The organism is Sideroxydans sp., from assembly GCF_054604835.1.
Genome location: NZ_JBTSFG010000001.1, coordinates 572,118 through 587,404 on the forward strand (window position 1 = coordinate 572,118; position 15,287 = coordinate 587,404).

16 protein-coding genes and 1 tRNA gene are annotated in these 15,287 nt (G+C 58.2%); 13 read left to right on the forward strand and 4 right to left on the reverse strand.

Features of this window, described 5'->3' with window-relative positions; all coding sequences use genetic code 11:
- Positions 1–10: 10 nt before the first annotated feature.
- From ACYCZ5_RS02735 to der, 3 genes are read left to right on the forward strand one after another with little or no spacing between them, the layout of a single operon-like run.
- A complete protein-coding gene (locus ACYCZ5_RS02735) occupies positions 11–649 on the forward strand; it encodes a YfgM family protein (protein ID WP_461543228.1) in 639 nt (212 codons plus the stop codon).
- Positions 646–1,773, forward strand: coding sequence for an outer membrane protein assembly factor BamB (gene bamB, locus ACYCZ5_RS02740; RefSeq protein ID WP_461543229.1), 1,128 nt, complete (start codon positions 646–648; stop codon positions 1,771–1,773). Before ACYCZ5_RS02735 ends, bamB begins: the two co-directional genes overlap by 4 nt.
- Complete coding sequence (der, locus tag ACYCZ5_RS02745) at positions 1,773–3,173, forward strand: ribosome biogenesis GTPase Der (protein ID WP_461543230.1); 1,401 nt, start codon at positions 1,773–1,775, stop codon at positions 3,171–3,173. Before bamB ends, der begins: the two co-directional genes overlap by 1 nt.
- A 5-nt stretch (positions 3,174–3,178) precedes the next feature.
- Here der and ACYCZ5_RS02750 read toward each other — a convergent pair whose 3' ends face one another.
- On the reverse strand, positions 3,179–3,898 hold the full coding sequence (locus ACYCZ5_RS02750; protein ID WP_461543231.1) for a DUF481 domain-containing protein: 720 nt from the start codon (positions 3,896–3,898) through the stop codon (positions 3,179–3,181).
- Between the two features lie 166 nt (positions 3,899–4,064).
- On the opposite strand from ACYCZ5_RS02750, the gene hfq reads away from it, so the two are divergent.
- The 7 genes from hfq to ACYCZ5_RS02785 are packed head-to-tail and all read left to right on the forward strand — an operon-like array spanning position 4,065 to position 10,194.
- The gene (hfq, locus tag ACYCZ5_RS02755; protein ID WP_461543232.1) at positions 4,065–4,295 is read left to right on the forward strand and encodes an RNA chaperone Hfq; all 231 of its coding nucleotides are present in this window, start codon (positions 4,065–4,067) and stop codon (positions 4,293–4,295) included.
- Positions 4,295–5,437: a GTPase HflX gene (gene hflX / locus ACYCZ5_RS02760; RefSeq protein WP_461543233.1), complete on the forward strand. Its 1,143-nt coding sequence runs from the start codon at positions 4,295–4,297 to the stop codon at positions 5,435–5,437. Before hfq ends, hflX begins: the two co-directional genes overlap by 1 nt.
- A gap of 19 nt (positions 5,438–5,456) precedes the next feature.
- Entirely contained in the window at positions 5,457–6,629 is a 1,173-nt protein-coding gene (gene hflK, locus ACYCZ5_RS02765) for an FtsH protease activity modulator HflK (protein WP_461543234.1), read from the forward strand.
- Positions 6,630–7,508 (forward strand): protease modulator HflC, encoded by an 879-nt coding sequence (gene hflC / locus ACYCZ5_RS02770; protein WP_461543235.1) that lies wholly within the window; start codon positions 6,630–6,632, stop codon positions 7,506–7,508.
- 6 nt (positions 7,509–7,514) lie between these two features.
- Complete coding sequence (locus tag ACYCZ5_RS02775) at positions 7,515–7,700, forward strand: DUF2065 domain-containing protein (protein WP_461543236.1); 186 nt, start codon at positions 7,515–7,517, stop codon at positions 7,698–7,700.
- Between the two features lie 2 nt (positions 7,701–7,702).
- The gene (locus tag ACYCZ5_RS02780) at positions 7,703–8,860 is read left to right on the forward strand and encodes an ATP phosphoribosyltransferase regulatory subunit (RefSeq protein WP_461543237.1); all 1,158 of its coding nucleotides are present in this window, start codon (positions 7,703–7,705) and stop codon (positions 8,858–8,860) included.
- Between the two features lie 20 nt (positions 8,861–8,880).
- Positions 8,881–10,194: an adenylosuccinate synthase gene (locus ACYCZ5_RS02785; protein ID WP_461543238.1), complete on the forward strand. Its 1,314-nt coding sequence runs from the start codon at positions 8,881–8,883 to the stop codon at positions 10,192–10,194.
- A 265-nt stretch (positions 10,195–10,459) separates the two neighbouring features.
- Here ACYCZ5_RS02785 and ACYCZ5_RS02790 read toward each other — a convergent pair.
- Positions 10,460–10,544, reverse strand: a tRNA-Leu gene (locus ACYCZ5_RS02790).
- 46 nt (positions 10,545–10,590) lie between these two features.
- Between ACYCZ5_RS02790 and rnr the strand changes: the two genes are divergently transcribed.
- From rnr to ACYCZ5_RS02805, 3 genes are read left to right on the forward strand one after another with little or no spacing between them, the layout of a single operon-like run.
- The gene (gene rnr, locus ACYCZ5_RS02795) at positions 10,591–12,900 is read left to right on the forward strand and encodes a ribonuclease R (protein ID WP_461543239.1); all 2,310 of its coding nucleotides are present in this window, start codon (positions 10,591–10,593) and stop codon (positions 12,898–12,900) included.
- Complete coding sequence (gene rlmB / locus ACYCZ5_RS02800; protein ID WP_461543240.1) at positions 12,893–13,636, forward strand: 23S rRNA (guanosine(2251)-2'-O)-methyltransferase RlmB; 744 nt, start codon at positions 12,893–12,895, stop codon at positions 13,634–13,636. Before rnr ends, rlmB begins: the two co-directional genes overlap by 8 nt.
- Positions 13,637–13,641: 5 nt before the next feature.
- On the forward strand, positions 13,642–13,866 hold the full coding sequence (locus ACYCZ5_RS02805) for a hypothetical protein (protein ID WP_461543241.1): 225 nt from the start codon (positions 13,642–13,644) through the stop codon (positions 13,864–13,866).
- A gap of 125 nt (positions 13,867–13,991) precedes the next feature.
- Here the strand turns inward: ACYCZ5_RS02805 and ACYCZ5_RS02810 are convergent, their stop codons facing one another.
- Together ACYCZ5_RS02810 and ACYCZ5_RS02815 are read right to left on the reverse strand one after the other, a co-directional pair.
- Positions 13,992–14,759, reverse strand: coding sequence for a ParA family protein (locus ACYCZ5_RS02810; RefSeq protein ID WP_461543242.1), 768 nt, complete (start codon positions 14,757–14,759; stop codon positions 13,992–13,994).
- A gap of 6 nt (positions 14,760–14,765) precedes the next feature.
- A complete protein-coding gene (locus ACYCZ5_RS02815) occupies positions 14,766–15,263 on the reverse strand; it encodes a Crp/Fnr family transcriptional regulator (RefSeq protein ID WP_461543243.1) in 498 nt (165 codons plus the stop codon).
- Positions 15,264–15,287 lie beyond the last annotated feature (24 nt).

Genomic DNA, 15,287 nt, shown 5'->3' on the forward strand with positions numbered 1-15,287 from the left:
GGGAATGAAAATGTCAGAGTTGGATCTACACGAACAGGAACAGGTCGACGCGCTCAAGTCTTGGTGGAAGGAGAACAGCAGCTGGGTGTATGGACTCGTCACGGTCTCCCTGCTGGCTTTCGCCGGCAGCCAGTTCTGGAAGCAGCATCAGGCCAGCCAGTCGACCGGTGCCGCCAGCCTGTATGCCGAGGTGATGAAGCAGACCGCGAGCGGCGATGACAAGCTTATCGGTGATGCAGCCGATGCACTGGCCGAGCGCTTCGCGGACAGCCCTTATGCGACACGTGCGCAACTGCTGGCTGCGCAGATCAGCCAGCAGGCCGGCGATGCGACACGCGCCAAGGCCAGATTGTGGTGGGTGATCGAACATGCGGATGAAGATGGCCTGCAACATGTGGCCCGTCTCAAGCTGGCAGCCATGCTGCTGGACGAGAAACAATATGAGGATGCGCTCAAGCATCTGGGCACAGAACATCCGGCTGCCTTCGATAGCGTTTATGCCGATCTGAAGGGGGATGTGCTGAGTGCGATGGGCAAGACTGACGATGCGCGCATCGCATACAAGCAAGCCTTGGAAAAAGCCGATGAGCAGGCTGTTCAACGCAATCTGATCCAGTTGAAGCTGGATGGACTGGGTAACGCAAAATGATATTGCGTCACTTCAGTCTGCTGGCTTGCGCGCTGATGCTGGCTGCTTGCAGCAGTGACAAGGCGAGCATCGAGCCGGCTAAATTGATCGACTTCAAGCCGGCAGCGAAGATACAGGTACGCTGGCAGCAGTCGCTGGGCGACAGCGGTATCAACGTGCTGACACCGGGTGTCACGCGTGTGGCGGTGTTCGGAGCAAGCGAAAAATATCTGTATCGCTTCGACCGCGACAGCGGCAAGCAGATGTGGCGTATCGAACCAGGCTTCACGATCTCCGGTGGCGTGGGAGCGGGCGAGGGGCTGGTACTGGTCGGTGGCGATCAGGGCGAACTGGCCGCATACGATGAGACAGACGGCAAGTTGCGCTGGCAAGTGCAGGTGTCCAGTGAAGTGTTGAGTGCGCCCAAGATCGCCAGCGGCATCGTGGTGGTGCGCACCGGCAACGGCCGCATCGCGGGTCTGAATGCGGAAGATGGCAAGCGCTTGTGGTTGTATGAGCGCGTCACACCCGCACTGAGTGTGCGCAGCAACGCCGGCGTGGTCATCCGCAACGGCATGGTCTACGCGGGTTTCGCGGCGGGCCGACTGGCGGCGATCGGATTGACCAAAGGGATCGTGATCTGGGAAGCGGCCGTATCACAACCGCGCGGCAACACGGAGTTGGAGCGCATCAGCGACATCACCAGTCTGCCTGCCGCCGATGACAGGCAAGTGTGTGCCATCGCCTTTCAGGGCAGGTTGGCATGTTTCGATGCGATCCAGGGCAACACCATGTGGTCGCGCGAGATGTCCAGCGACAAGGGTTTGGCCCTGTTCGGCGGCTATCTATATGTGACCGATGCGGATGGCAGCGTGTTCGCGCTGGACAGAAGTACTGGTGCCACCTTGTGGAAGAACGACCAGCATGCCTATCGTCAAATGACAGCACCTTATCCCGTCGAAGAGCATTTGCTGATCGGTGACTTCGAAGGCTATGTACATTTGCTCGACACCCGCGATGGCAACCTGCTGGCACGTCGCAAGACGGATGGCAGCGCAATTCTTGCCGCCCCCGTGCTGATGGGTGACGGCGCAATGGTTCAAACCAGTGACGGTGAGTTGCTGGCGATCTCGGTACAAAAGTAATGCTACCCACACTGGTTCTGGTTGGACGCCCCAACGTCGGCAAATCAACACTATTCAACCGCCTCACGCGCAGCCGTGATGCGCTGGTGGCCGACAAACCCGGTCTGACGCGTGATCGTCACTACGGTCGCGGGCGGGTCGGAGAGCGGCCATTCCTGGTGGTCGATACCGGCGGCCTTGAACCGGTGGCCAAGGAAGGCATCTTGTATGAGATGGCCAAGCAGACGCGTCAGGCAGTGGATGAAGCCGATCTGGTGCTGTTCCTGGTGGATGGCAGGGATGGACTGACGCCGCAGGACAGGATCATAGCCACTCAGTTGCGCAAGACCGGACGACCGCTGATGTTGCTGGTGAACAAGGCCGAAGGTATGCAACGCGCCCGTGTCACGGCTGATTTTCACGAGCTCGGGCTGGGCGAGCCTATCCCCATCTCGTCAGCGCATGGCGAGAACGTGTCGGAGATGATCGAGATCGCGCTGGACGAGTTGCCTGCAGCCGAGCCGGAAACGGAAGAGAAGTCCCATCATCCGAAGTTGGCCATCGTCGGCAGACCCAACGTCGGCAAATCCACGCTGGTCAACGCCATCCTCGGCGAAGAACGCGTCATCGCCTTCGACCAGCCGGGCACCACGCGCGACTCCATCTATATCGATTTCGAACGCGGCGGCAAGCAGTACACCATCATCGACACCGCCGGTGTGCGCCGTCGCGGCAAGATCGACGAGGCCATCGAGAAGTTCTCGGTGGTGAAGACCTTGCAGGCCATCGAGGATGCCAATGTGGTGGTATTGGTGGTGGATGCCAGCGACCAGATCACCGAACAGGATGCGCACCTTGCGGACTTCGTGCTGCAGGCCGGACGCGCGCTGGTGCTGGCAGTGAATAAGTGGGACGGGCTGGACGAATACGCACGCGACAGTGCCAAGCGTGACATCGACCGCAAGCTGCACTTCCTCGATTTTGCCAAGCAGCACTTCATCTCCGCGCTGAAGGGCACCGGCGTGGATAATCTGTTGAAGTCGGTCAACCAGGCCTATACCGCCGCGATGACCAAGATGCCAACGCCACAGCTCACACGTGTATTGGAAGCTGCTGTGGAAAAACAGGCGCCGCCGCGCAACGGGCCGTTCCGTCCCAAGATGCGTTACGCGCACCAGGGCGGCAGCAACCCGCCGTTGATCGTCGTGCACGGAAGTGCACTGGAGAAAGTGCCGGCAAGTTACATACGCTATCTGGAGCGGGTGTTCTGCGATGCATTCAAGCTGCAGGGCACGCCATTACGCATCGAATTCAAATCCGGCAAGAATCCGTTCGCCGACAAGGCGCCGCGTCCATTGACAGAGAGCGAAGAACGCGCCGCCCATCGAGCACGTATCCGGGGGCGCAAGAAGTACGGTTAAAGAGGTTATAACTTGACGTTAAGCCCCGTCAGCAACACGGTATCGCTGTGTTTGACACCCGCGCCGATATCGCTGTTGTATTTGTTCTGCAGGCTGATCGACAGACCCATCGTGCTGTTCAGATTGATCACCAGGCTGCTATCGAACACGGTGCGAAACTCCCCGCCAGTTTGCGTGTTGGGGTAGTAACTCAGCTTCTGCTTGAAGCGGGTGTTCGGCGTCAATGTGTGCGTGGATTCTTCCGCCATGATCACTTCGACGATGCTGACCGTGTTACCGGTCATCATGACCGATCGGTTGTGGGACAGACCGCCGAACACATCGAATGTGACGCTGTCATCTTTCAGTAAGTGATAACCGAAGCCGGCACCCAAGCCGCTACGCAGCTCCAGGTTCGCCATCCTGTCTTGTTCGAACTCCAGTTGTCCGAAACCGAATAGCAGCGGACTCAGGTTGTGGTCATATCTGCTGCCAAGGCGCGTCTTGTCGGCACTGACCACCCCCTGACTTTTGCCATATAGCGCCGAGGCATAGGTGGATAGCTTGTTGGCGTCAGTCGTCCGCGCCTCATCGATCGAGATCGAGTACGTTGTGCTACTGGTATTGCCGGCAGAGCGGGAGAAAGACAGGGCGGCGTTGCCTTGCCATGAAGCATCGCTGTCTTGGGCGTAGGCTGGGGTTAAAAGGTTGGCATAAAGGAAGAAAGCGATGGCGAGGCGTGGCATGTCGGTTCCTGTGGGAAGTTCGCAAGATGTGGAACTGAACATTTTAACAATCTAAGGATCCATCACGTAAGGGGAAATGTGGGTCGGAAGCGCTGCATTTTCCTTTCGCAAGCCGCCGTTTTCCAGTACAGTGGCGGCGTTTAAACCACACTACGAGCCGACTATCATGAGTACTAAAGGGCAACAATTACAAGACCCGTTCCTGAACGCATTGCGCAAGGAACATGTGCAGGTCGCGATCTATCTGGTCAACGGGATCAAGCTGCAAGGCCAGATCGATTCGTTCGATCAATATGTGGTGCTGTTGAAGAACACCGTCACCCAGATGGTCTACAAGCACGCCATCTCTACTATCGTCCCGGCCCGCGCCATCTCCATCCCTTACGACGAGCAGTGATGTCCGAATCAACGACTGCGCCCAATACGGCGGTATTGGTCAGTCTTGATTTTGGCGCGCCGGACTACGCCGAGAGTCTGGAAGAGCTCCGTTTGCTAGCGGAAAGTGCCGGGGTGGAAGTCCTCGCGCTGATCGAAGGCAAGCGGCAGCGTCCCGATCCCGCCACCTTTGCCGGCAGCGGCAAGGTGGATGAGATCGCCGCCCGGGTCGAGGAACTGGAAGCCCCGCTGGTCATCTTCAATCATGACTTGTCTCCCGCGCAGATGCGCAACCTGTCTGCCAAGCTGCAGGCGCGGGTGATCGACCGCACCATGCTGATCCTGGATATCTTCGCCCTGCGTGCACAGAGCCATGAGGGCAAGGTGCAGGTGGAACTGGCGCAACTCAAATACCTGTCTACCCGTTTGGCAGGTATGAACACGGACATGGGGCAGCAGAAGTTCGCCGTCGGCGCGCGCGGACCTGGCGAGACGCAACTTGAGTTGGATCGGCGCAAGCTGGATAAGCGCGTGTATCTGCTCAACGATCGCCTGAAAAAACTCAAGCGCCAACGTGAATTGCAGCGTCGTGCGCGCAATCGCTCGGACGTGCTGTCAGTGTCCATCGTGGGCTATACCAATGCCGGTAAATCCACGCTGTTCAACCGCTTGACCAACGCCGGTACATACGTCGCCAACCAGTTGTTCGCGACGCTGGATACCACGGCGCGCAAGTTGTACCTGCCGGGTGATAGCCCTTGTCAGGTGGTGTTGTCTGACACTGTGGGTTTCATCCGGCATCTGCCGCACGGGCTGGTGGCCGCCTTCCGCAGTACGCTGGAAGAGACGGCCCAGGCCGATCTGCTGCTGCATGTGGTCGATGTGAACAGCCCCGAGCGCAACGATCAGGTGGCCGAAGTGAACAAGGTATTGAAGGAAGTCGGGGCACAGGACATTCCCCAGATCGTGATCTATAACAAGATCGATCTGCAGGGCTTGGCGCCGGACGTCAAGCGCGACGAGTATGGTAATATCGTCGCCATTCATTTGAGTGCAAAATCCGGTGCCGGCGTAGAGGCTTTGCGCGATGCACTGACAGCAGTACGGGATACACCGATTCAGCAAAAACAGGCCGAAGAATGGCATCCGTTGAACAATCATTGATCGGAAAGTGTGAGGAATCATGGGATTGAATGACCCGCAGTGGGGCAAGAACAATAGTGGCGGTCCGCCCGACCTGGAAGAGGTCGTGCGCAACCTGAATCGCAAGATCGAATCCATCTTCGGTGGTCGCGGTGGCTCAACACCCAAGTCCGGTGGCAGCGGCGGCGTCGGTGGCGGTATGAGCATCGGTCTGATCGTGCTGATCGTGGCATTGATCTGGCTTGCCAGCGGTTTCTACATCGTCGACGAAGGTCAGCGCGGCGTGGTGCTGCGTTTCGGTAAGCAGGTCGAGACTACCGAGGCCGGTCCTCGTTGGCATCTGCCGTATCCGGTCGAGACTGTCGAGATCGTCAATCTGAGCCAGGTGCGTACCATCGAAGTGGGCTATCGCGACAACGTCAAGAACAAAGTGCTGAGAGAGTCACTGATGCTGACTGACGATGAGAACATCATCGACATTCAGTTCGCGGTGCAATACTTCCTGAAGGATCCCGGCGCCTATCTGTTCAACAACCGCAATCCGGATGAGAACGTGCGCCAATCGGCGGAAACGGCGATTCGCGAAGTGGTCGGTCGCAGCAAGATGGACTTCGTGCTGTACGAAGGGCGTGAAGAGGTGGCGGGTGAGACCACGCGCCTGATGCAGGACATCCTGGATCGCTACAATTCCGGCATCGTCATCAGCAAGCTGACGATGCAGAACGCGCAGCCGCCCGAGCAGGTGCAGGCCGCGTTCGACGATGCAGTGAAGGCCGGTCAGGACAGAGAGCGCCAGAAGAACGAAGGTCAGGCCTATGCCAACGACGTGGTGCCCAAGGCCAAGGGTGCGGCGGCGCGACTGATGGAAGAGGCGTCCGGTTACAAACAGAGTGTGATCGCCAATGCCGAAGGTGATGCCAGCCGCTTCAAGCAGATCCTGGCTGAATACGAGAAGGCACCCAAGGTCACCCGCGAGCGTATGTACATCGACATGATGCAGCAGATCATGACCAGCAGCAGCAAGGTGATGATCGACCAGAAGAACGGCAATGGCAGTCTGTTATATCTGCCGCTGGATAAATTGATGCAGCAAACAGGCGCGATAGCGGCTCCACAAGCCGCATCCAAATCTGCTGAGCAGGCGCCTGACTCGGAGTACATGCCGCAACGCGCGCGTGAACTGCTGATTGGCCGCGAACGGGAGGCACGCTAAATGAGTATGAAGATCAGAAATCTGCTGGTGGGGACGATCATTGCCCTGATCCTGCTGAGTATGAGCACCTTCGTGGTGGATCAGCGTCAGGCTGCTATCGTGTTCCAGTTGGGTGAAGTGATGCGTCTGGAGACAACACCCGGACTCAAGTTCAAGGTGCCGCTGCTGCAGAATGTGCGTTTCTTCGATTCGCGCATCCTGACGCTGGATTCGGCGGAGCCGGAGCGTTTCATCACGGCCGAGAAGAAGAACGTGCTGGTCGATTCCTACGTCAAATGGCGCATCTTCGACGTCAAGCAGTATTACATCAGCGTGGGCGGCGACGAGGCGCGTGCGCAGACCCGCTTGATGCAGACGGTCAATTCCGCCCTGCGTGAAGAGTTCGGCAAACTGACCATCCATGACGTGGTGTCCGGCAAGCGCGACGCACTGATGCGTGTGGTGCAGGAGAAGACCGACGGAGACGCGCGCAAGATCGGCGTGGAAGTGCTGGATGTGCGCCTGAAACGCGTCGATTTCCCGGTTGAGATCAGCGGTTCCGTCTATAGCCGCATGGAAGCGGAACGCAAACGCGTCGCCAACGAATTGCGCGCGACCGGTAACGCCGAGAGCGAAAAGATCCGTGCCGATGCCGACAAGCAACGTCAGGTGTTGCTGGCCAATGCTTATCGTGACGCACAGAAGATCAAGGGTGAGGGCGATGCGAAAGCGACAGCCTTGTATGCCGCCGCCTTCGGCCGTAATACGGAATTCTTTTCCTTCTATCGCAGCCTGGAAGCCTATAAGCAGACTTTCAGGGACAAGAACGATGTGATGGTGATCGATCCGAGTTCCGCTTTCTTCAAATATCTGAAGAATTCCGGCAAAAGTACACAGTAGTAGGCGATGCTTGATTTTTGGCTGGCGGCGCTGGGCCTGATGTTGGTGCTGGAAGGTTTGATGCCTTTCATGTTCCCCAAGCCCTGGCGCCAAACGCTGCGCAACCTGTCGCAGTTGCATGATGGACAGGTGAGGTTCCTCGGTTTGACGCTCATGTTGAGCGGTTTACTGCTGATTTACTGGATAAACTGAAAATGAAATGGTTGTTGCCTGAATTCATCCAGGACATGTTGCCTGAAGAAGCATGGCGCATCGAAGTCATGCGCCGTGAAGTACTTGAGCTGATGCGCCGTTCCGGCTATCAGCTGGTCGCTCCGCCTCTGATCGAATACTCTGATTCCCTGTTGATCAATGACAGTGCGGATATGGATCTGCGCACCTTCAAACTGGTCGATCAGTTAAGCGGCCGCACGTTGGCGCTGCGTGCCGATATCACTCCCCAGGTTGCCCGTATCGATGCCCATTTGCTCAACCGGCAGGGTGTCGCGCGTCTGTGCTATGCAGGTAATGTGGTGCATACCCAGCCTTCCGGTCTGATGCGCACGCGTGAGCCTTTGCAGGTTGGCGCGGAGCTCTACGGACATGGCGGTATCGAAAGTGATCTGGAGATACAGGCGCTGATGTTGAATAGTCTGGCCTTGCTCGGCATCAAACAGGTGCACCTCGATCTGGGGCATGTCGGCGTGTTCCATGCCCTGCTCGATGGCGCTGACATCAGTGACGAACTGGAGCAGGCGCTGTTTGTCGCATTGCAGCAAAAGGATGTGCCCACCTTGACCACCCTGGTGCAGTCCTTGCCGGCGGAGACTCAAGCAGCCTTGCTGGCGCTGCCGCATCTGTACGGCAGTATCGATGTGATCGCGCGTGCCCGTAGCCAGCTTCCCAAACTGCCGGCAGTGGTTGCCGCGCTGGATGATCTGCAGCGTGCGGCAAGCGGTCTGAACGGTAAAGTGGATAGCATCGGTATCGATCTGGCCGAGTTGCGCGGTTACCACTATCACAGTGGTATGGTGTTTGCGGCCTACCATGCGGGTAGCCATGACGCCATTGCAGTCGGCGGTCGTTATGACGACCTTGGCAAGGTATTCGGCCGTGCACGGCCAGCCACCGGCTTCAGCATGGACCTGCGTCAATTGCACGGCTTGCTGCCACAGCAGGCGTTGTCCAAAACCATCCACGCCCCGTACCGTGAGGACGCGACCCTGGATGCGGCGATCGCAGCACTGCGCGGGCAAGGGGAGATCGTTGTGGTCGACCTGCTCGGAGATGCCGCCTTGCATACTGAATTGAATTGCGACCGTGAATTGATCCAGCGTGATGGGCAATGGGTCGTTGTCGAGATGAAAAACTGAAATCCGGAACAGGAATAGATATGTCTAAGAACGTAGTAGTGATCGGTACCCAATGGGGCGATGAAGGCAAGGGCAAGGTGGTCGACTGGCTGACCGACCATGCCCAGGGCGTGGTGCGTTTCCAGGGTGGACACAATGCCGGCCATACGCTGGTCATCGGCAAAGAGAAGACCGTGCTGCACCTGATCCCGTCCGGTATCTTGCGCGACAACGTCATGTGCTACATCGGCAACGGTGTGGTGGTGTCTCCGGCTGCCTTGCTCAAGGAAATGGACATGCTGGCGTCTGCTGGAGTGCAGGTCTATGAACGTCTGCGCATCTCCGAGGCTTGTCCGCTGATCCTGCCGTATCACGAGGCATTGGACAAGGCACGCGAGATCGCCAAGGGCGCAGGCAAGATCGGCACGACAGGTCGCGGCATCGGCCCGGCTTACGAGGACAAAGTCGCGCGTCGCGCGATCCGTTTACAGGACCTGTTCCACCGCAAGCGTTTCGCCGCCAAGCTGGGCGAGGTACTGGATTATCACAACTTCGTCCTGAAGAACTACTTCAAGGTGGAGACGGTCGACTTCAACAAGACCATGGACGAAGCATTGGCGCTGGCGGAACGCATCAAGCCGCTGGTGCTGGATGTGCCGCGCGCGCTGTATGAGGCGAACAAGGCCGGACAGAACCTGCTGTTCGAAGGTGCGCAGGGCGCATTGCTGGATATCGACCACGGTACTTATCCGTTCGTCACTTCGAGCAACTGCATCGCCGGTGCAGCATGCGCCGGTAGCGGTGTCGGCCCGCAGAGCCTGAACTATGTGCTGGGCATCACCAAGGCCTACACGACACGCGTTGGTTCCGGTCCGTTCCCGACCGAGTTGTACGACGCGGAACTGAAGCAGGACCCCATCGGCAAGATGCTTGCCGAGAAGGGCCATGAGTTCGGTTCCACCACCGGTCGCGCGCGTCGTTGCGGCTGGTTCGATGCGGCCGCGCTCAAGCGTGCCATCCAGATCAACGGCGTGTCCGGTCTGTGCGTGACCAAGCTGGATGTGATGGACGGTATGGAGAAAGTGCGCATCGGTGTGGGCTACAAGATCGACGGGCAGTTCAGCGACATCCTGCCGGTCGGTTCCGAATCACTGGACGGCTGCGAGGCTGTGTACGAAGACATGCCGGGCTGGAGTGACAGTACGGTAGGGGTGAAGCGTTACGAGGATCTGCCGGTGGAAGCGCGCAACTATCTGCAACGCATCGCCGAGATCTGTGAAGTGCCGGTCGATATGGTTTCCACCGGTCCGGATCGTGATGAAACCATCGTGCTGCGTCATCCGTTTGAGGTCTGAGCGGGTGCAGGCTATGGAAAGAATGGGCACGCATCGCGGGAGCGGTGCGTGTTTTTGTTTGAATAGTGTTCCGCAAAAAGAAAATGGCCCGCAAATGCGAGCCATTTATGATGGTTGCCCAGAAGAGGCTCGGTCACGCTTGCGCGACCTCGGAATCCGATGCACCGGATTCCTTTCGAGTCAGGGTGCGAAGCACGCAGGTGCTTCACTTGTTCCAGGCACAAAACAAAAACGGCTCGCTTTCGCGAACCGTCTTGTTCAAAATTGGTGCCCAGAAGAGGACTCGAACCTCCACACCTTGCGGCACACGGACCTGAACCGTGCGCGTCTACCAATTCCGCCATCTGGGCAATGCAACAACGGCGCGCACTTTAATTGCTATAGGACTATCTGTCAATGACGAAAAAGAAAAAAAGCATCCGCGAACTCGACCCCTTCCTGGAGCGCGAACGCGAACAATACGAACATCCGCTGCCTAGCCGCGAATACATCTTGCAGATTCTGGCCGAAAAGGGCGTGCCGCTGGAACAGGACGACCTGATCGCGCTGCTGCAGATCGAGCACGACGAAGAAGAGCTGTTCATCCGCCGTTTGCGCGCTATGGAGCGCGACGGACAGACCATGCGCAACCGCAAGCGCGCCATCTGCGTGATGGACAAGCTGGACTTGATCAAGGGCAAGGTACAGGGCCATCCGGACGGATTCGGCTTCCTGGTCCCCGAAGACGGCAGTGCCGATCTGGTGCTGAGCGCCAAAGAGATGCACAACGCGTTGCACGGCGACACTGTGATGGCGCGTGTCGCGGGTGAAGACCGACGTGGTCGGCGCGAAGCCAAGATCGTCGAAGTGCTGGAACATGCCAATACGCGTGTCGTCGGCCGACTGTATGAAGAGCACGGCATCCAGTTCGTGGTTGCCGAGAACCGCCGTATCAGCCAGGACTTTCTGGTGGCCGCAGGCAGTGTGGGCGGAGCCAAGGCCGGGCAGGTGGTCATTCTGGAGATCCTGCAACAGCCTTCCAAGCATGCCCAGCCGATCGGCCGCATCGTCGAAGTGCTGGGTAACTATGCAGACCCCGGTATGGAGATCGAGATCGCGCTGCGCAAGCACGACTTGCCCAACGAATTCCCGCACGATGCCAAACATCAGGCCGAGCGTTTTGCACCGGTGGTGCAACCGTCCGACTATGTCGGTCGCGAAAGTGTGAAGCATCTGCCGCTGGTCACCATTGATGGTGAGACGGCGCGTGACTTCGACGATGCGGTGTATTGCGAGCCGAGCGGAAGCGGGTACCGGCTGGTTGTGGCCATCGCCGACGTGAGCTCGTATGTGCAATCGGGCGACGCGCTGGATATGGAAGCAATCAATCGCGGCAATTCCGTGTATTTCCCGCGCCGCGTGATCCCCATGTTGCCGGAGGAATTGTCCAACGGTCTGTGTTCGCTGAACCCGAACGTGGATCGCCTGTGCATGGTGTGCGATATGCAGATCAGCGCAGAGGGCGAGATCGGCAAATATCGCTTCTATCCTTCGGTGATGTTCTCGCACGCCCGCCTGACCTATACCCAAGTGGCCGACATGCTGGCTAACCCTAAAGGTGAGGACGCGCAGAAGTACGCTGAAGTGTTGCCGCACATCAACAACCTGTACAAACTATTCCAAACTTTGCTGCAGGCAAGGGCGAAGCGCGGCGCTATCGATTTCGAGACGGTCGAGACGCAGATGATCTTCAACGAGCAGGGCAAGATCGAAAAGATCGTGCCGGTGATCCGCAACGATGCGCACAAACTGATCGAAGAATGCATGCTGGCGGCCAACGTATGTGCGGCAGACTTCCTCGCAGAGCACAAACATCCGGTGTTGTACCGCGTGCACGAAGGCCCGACGCCGGAGAAACTGGAAACGGTGCGCGAGTTCTTCAAGGAATTCGGTCTGCAACTGGGCGGCGGCGACGATCCACAGGCGTCCGATTATTCGGCCTTGCTGAAGCAGATCAAGGGCCGTCCGGATGCCGGTTTGCTGCAGACCGTGATGCTGCGATCGCTGCGCCAAGCCGTGTACGCACCGGATAACAACGGTCACTTCGGCCTGGGTTATGAGGCCTACGCGCATTTCACCTCACCCATCCGTCGCTATCCGGACTTGCTGGTACACCGTGCCATCAAAGCCGTGCTGGAAAACAAGCAGTACAAACCCAAACTTAAGTGGGCTGAGCTGGGCGTGCATTGTTCGATGACCGAGCGCCGCGCCGACGACGCGACACGCGATGTCGAAGCCTGGCTCAAGTGTTTCTATATGCGCGACCATCTGGGCAGCGTATTCGCCGGAACCATCTCTTCGGTCACCGGCTTCGGCCTGTTCGTGTCGCTGGACGATCTGTATGTCGAAGGTCTGGTGCACGTGTCCGAACTCGGTGCGGACTATTACCATTTCGATGCGACCAAACACCAGATGTTGGGCGAACGCACGGGTAAGCGATACCGCTTGGGTGATCGCGTGCATGTGAAGGTAGTGCGCGTGGATATGGAAAGCACCAAGATCGACTTCGTGCTGGAAGGTGAACCGCAATCAAGCGATTCCAGCGAGTCCGGTGTGGATGTGGGCGCCTGGAGCGGTGCCAAGAAGAAGACAGTAAAGGCCGCCCCGTCCGAAAAGCATGCAAAGCCTGCAGGCAAGAGCGGCAAGGGAGCGAAGCGCCATGGCTGAGTCACGCATCATCCACGGCTTCCATGCCGTCACGGCACGCATACGCCAGAACGCCGACAGCGTGCTGGAAGTCTTTGTCGATCCGCAGCGCAAGGATCCGCGCGCGCGCGATCTGCTCAAGCTGGCGGAGAGCAACGGTGTACGAGTGATCCAGGCGGATTCCAAGCGTCTGGACGGCATGGCGGGCAATGCGCGTCATCAAGGTGTCGCCGCCCGCGTCGATGCGGCACTGAAGGTGCAACATCTGGACGATGTGCTGGAAACGCTCACCGAGCCGGCGTTGCTGCTGGTGCTGGACGGCGTGCAGGATCCGCATAATCTGGGCGCATGTCTGCGCAGTGCCGATGCCTTTGGCGTGCATGCAGTGATCGCGCCAAAAGATCGCGCCGTGGGCATCAATGCCACGGTGGAGAAGGTCGCCTGTGGCGCAGCGCATACCGTGCCCTTTATCACGGTCACCAATCTGGCACGTACCCTGCGTGAATTGCAGGAACGCGACATCTGGGTGGTCGGCATGGACGGAGAAGCCGAAACCACACTGGGCGAAGTCAAACACAAGGGCGGCATCGCGCTGGTACTCGGTGCGGAAGGCGAAGGCATGCGACGCCTGACGCGTGAGACCTGTGACCAACTGGCCCGCATTCCGATGATGGGCAGTGTGGAGAGCCTGAACGTGTCGGTCAGCACAGGCATCTGCCTGTACGAAGCCAGAGCGATGAGGGCGGCAGGGGAATAATCACGATGAACGACGCCATGCAGAAATTCGATTTCTCGATACGCACCCGCGATGGGCAGCATATCGTCAGCGTGGTGATCTCAGGCCGTGATCAACAGGATGCCGAGCGCAAGTTGAACCAGATGTATCGCTATTGCGAAGTGCTGACTTGCGAGATCCGCAAACAAGATGACCACCGGCCACAACAGGCGATCTCGGTGGAAGATATCATCACGCTTATATCGAAATAAGCCGCGTAATTCTCGTTCCTCGGATTCTTTCCGGAATGTCAGTCTGAAATTCGGCTTTATGTGGAGCGCTACATAAGGCCTAAAACCAAGCAACCCTTGCCAACTACAATCTGAACAACTAGCGATTATTCGATGAAGCCGTCTGCCAACAACTCATCGAGCAGGGCATCGTAATCCTGCGCGCCACGACTGGTCGGGGCGTGTTCGAAGATGGTTTTGTTCAGGGCCGGGCTCTCGGCCAGACTCACATTCTCTGCGATATAGGTCTTGCATACGTCTGCGCCGAACAGCGCTTGCGCCTGTTCTAGCACGTCCCATGCCATGCGTCGTCTGCGGTCGAAACGGGTGAGCAGGTAGCGGCGGGCGACGCGCCTTTTCAGAACTGGTTCGAGCGCATTGAGCGTCTTCTCGATCTGACGGGCACCTTGTAGTGAAAGATGGTCGGCCGAGATCGGCACGACCAGTCCGCTGCTGGCGAAGATGGCGTTCAGCGACATGACGCCGATCAGGGGGCTGCAATCCATGATCAAGGGGTTCTCTGCAGAGCCGAACCGTTCTGCCTTGATCGCCGAATTGAGTCGGTTCACCACGTTGAAACCCTTGCCATAGAGGACGTCCACTTTGGCCAGTTCGTTGTGGGATGGGATCAACGTGATACCGCTGTCAGAGGTGCGCAGCAGATCGCGCAGCGGACGGTTGAGCTGGAACAGGGACAACAGTGTTTCGTGCCCGTTGCGAGCGACAGTCCCTGTGATGGAGCTGAATTGGGCTTGCGGGTCGAGGTCGAAGGCGTGCGGCTGGCGACCGCGCTTGTGCAGCGCGGCGGCGAGGTTCAGTGCAGTGGTGGTTTTACCGACGCCGCCCTTCTGGTTGAATACGGCAATGATGCTCATGGATGGTCAGCGCAGCAGCTCCTCGATCTTGCGGTTGGCCTGTTGCAGCTTGCGGAACAGCGCATTGAGCAATGCCTTGTCCATATAAGTGCGGCTCTCGCCCAGCAGTTTTCCGATATCGGCTTTCTTGATCTCAGCGGCGATCACTTCACCTTCTGCAATCACGGTGGCAGAACGCGATGCGGCCTCGCCGGCAAAGAAAGTGCTTTCGCCTATGCATTCGCCGCTATGGATGACGGCTACCTCGTTGTCGCGCACATGCACACTGGCGCGTCCGAACAGGATCACAAAGAACGAGCTGATCTCTTCGCCTTCAGAAGTCAGCTTGTCGCCTTCAACGAAAGTATGGATGGTCGCCAGATCGGCGATGGGGCGCAGTTGTTCGCTGGGGATAGGGTCGAAGAAAGAGCACTTGCGGATCTCATTGAAACTATCCGAAGCGACATCGTCGAGACGTTGTGTGAAGCTGGCCAGGCTGGCCTGTATCGCATCAATTTCATCCATTGGAACCTCCGCTGCTATTTACGT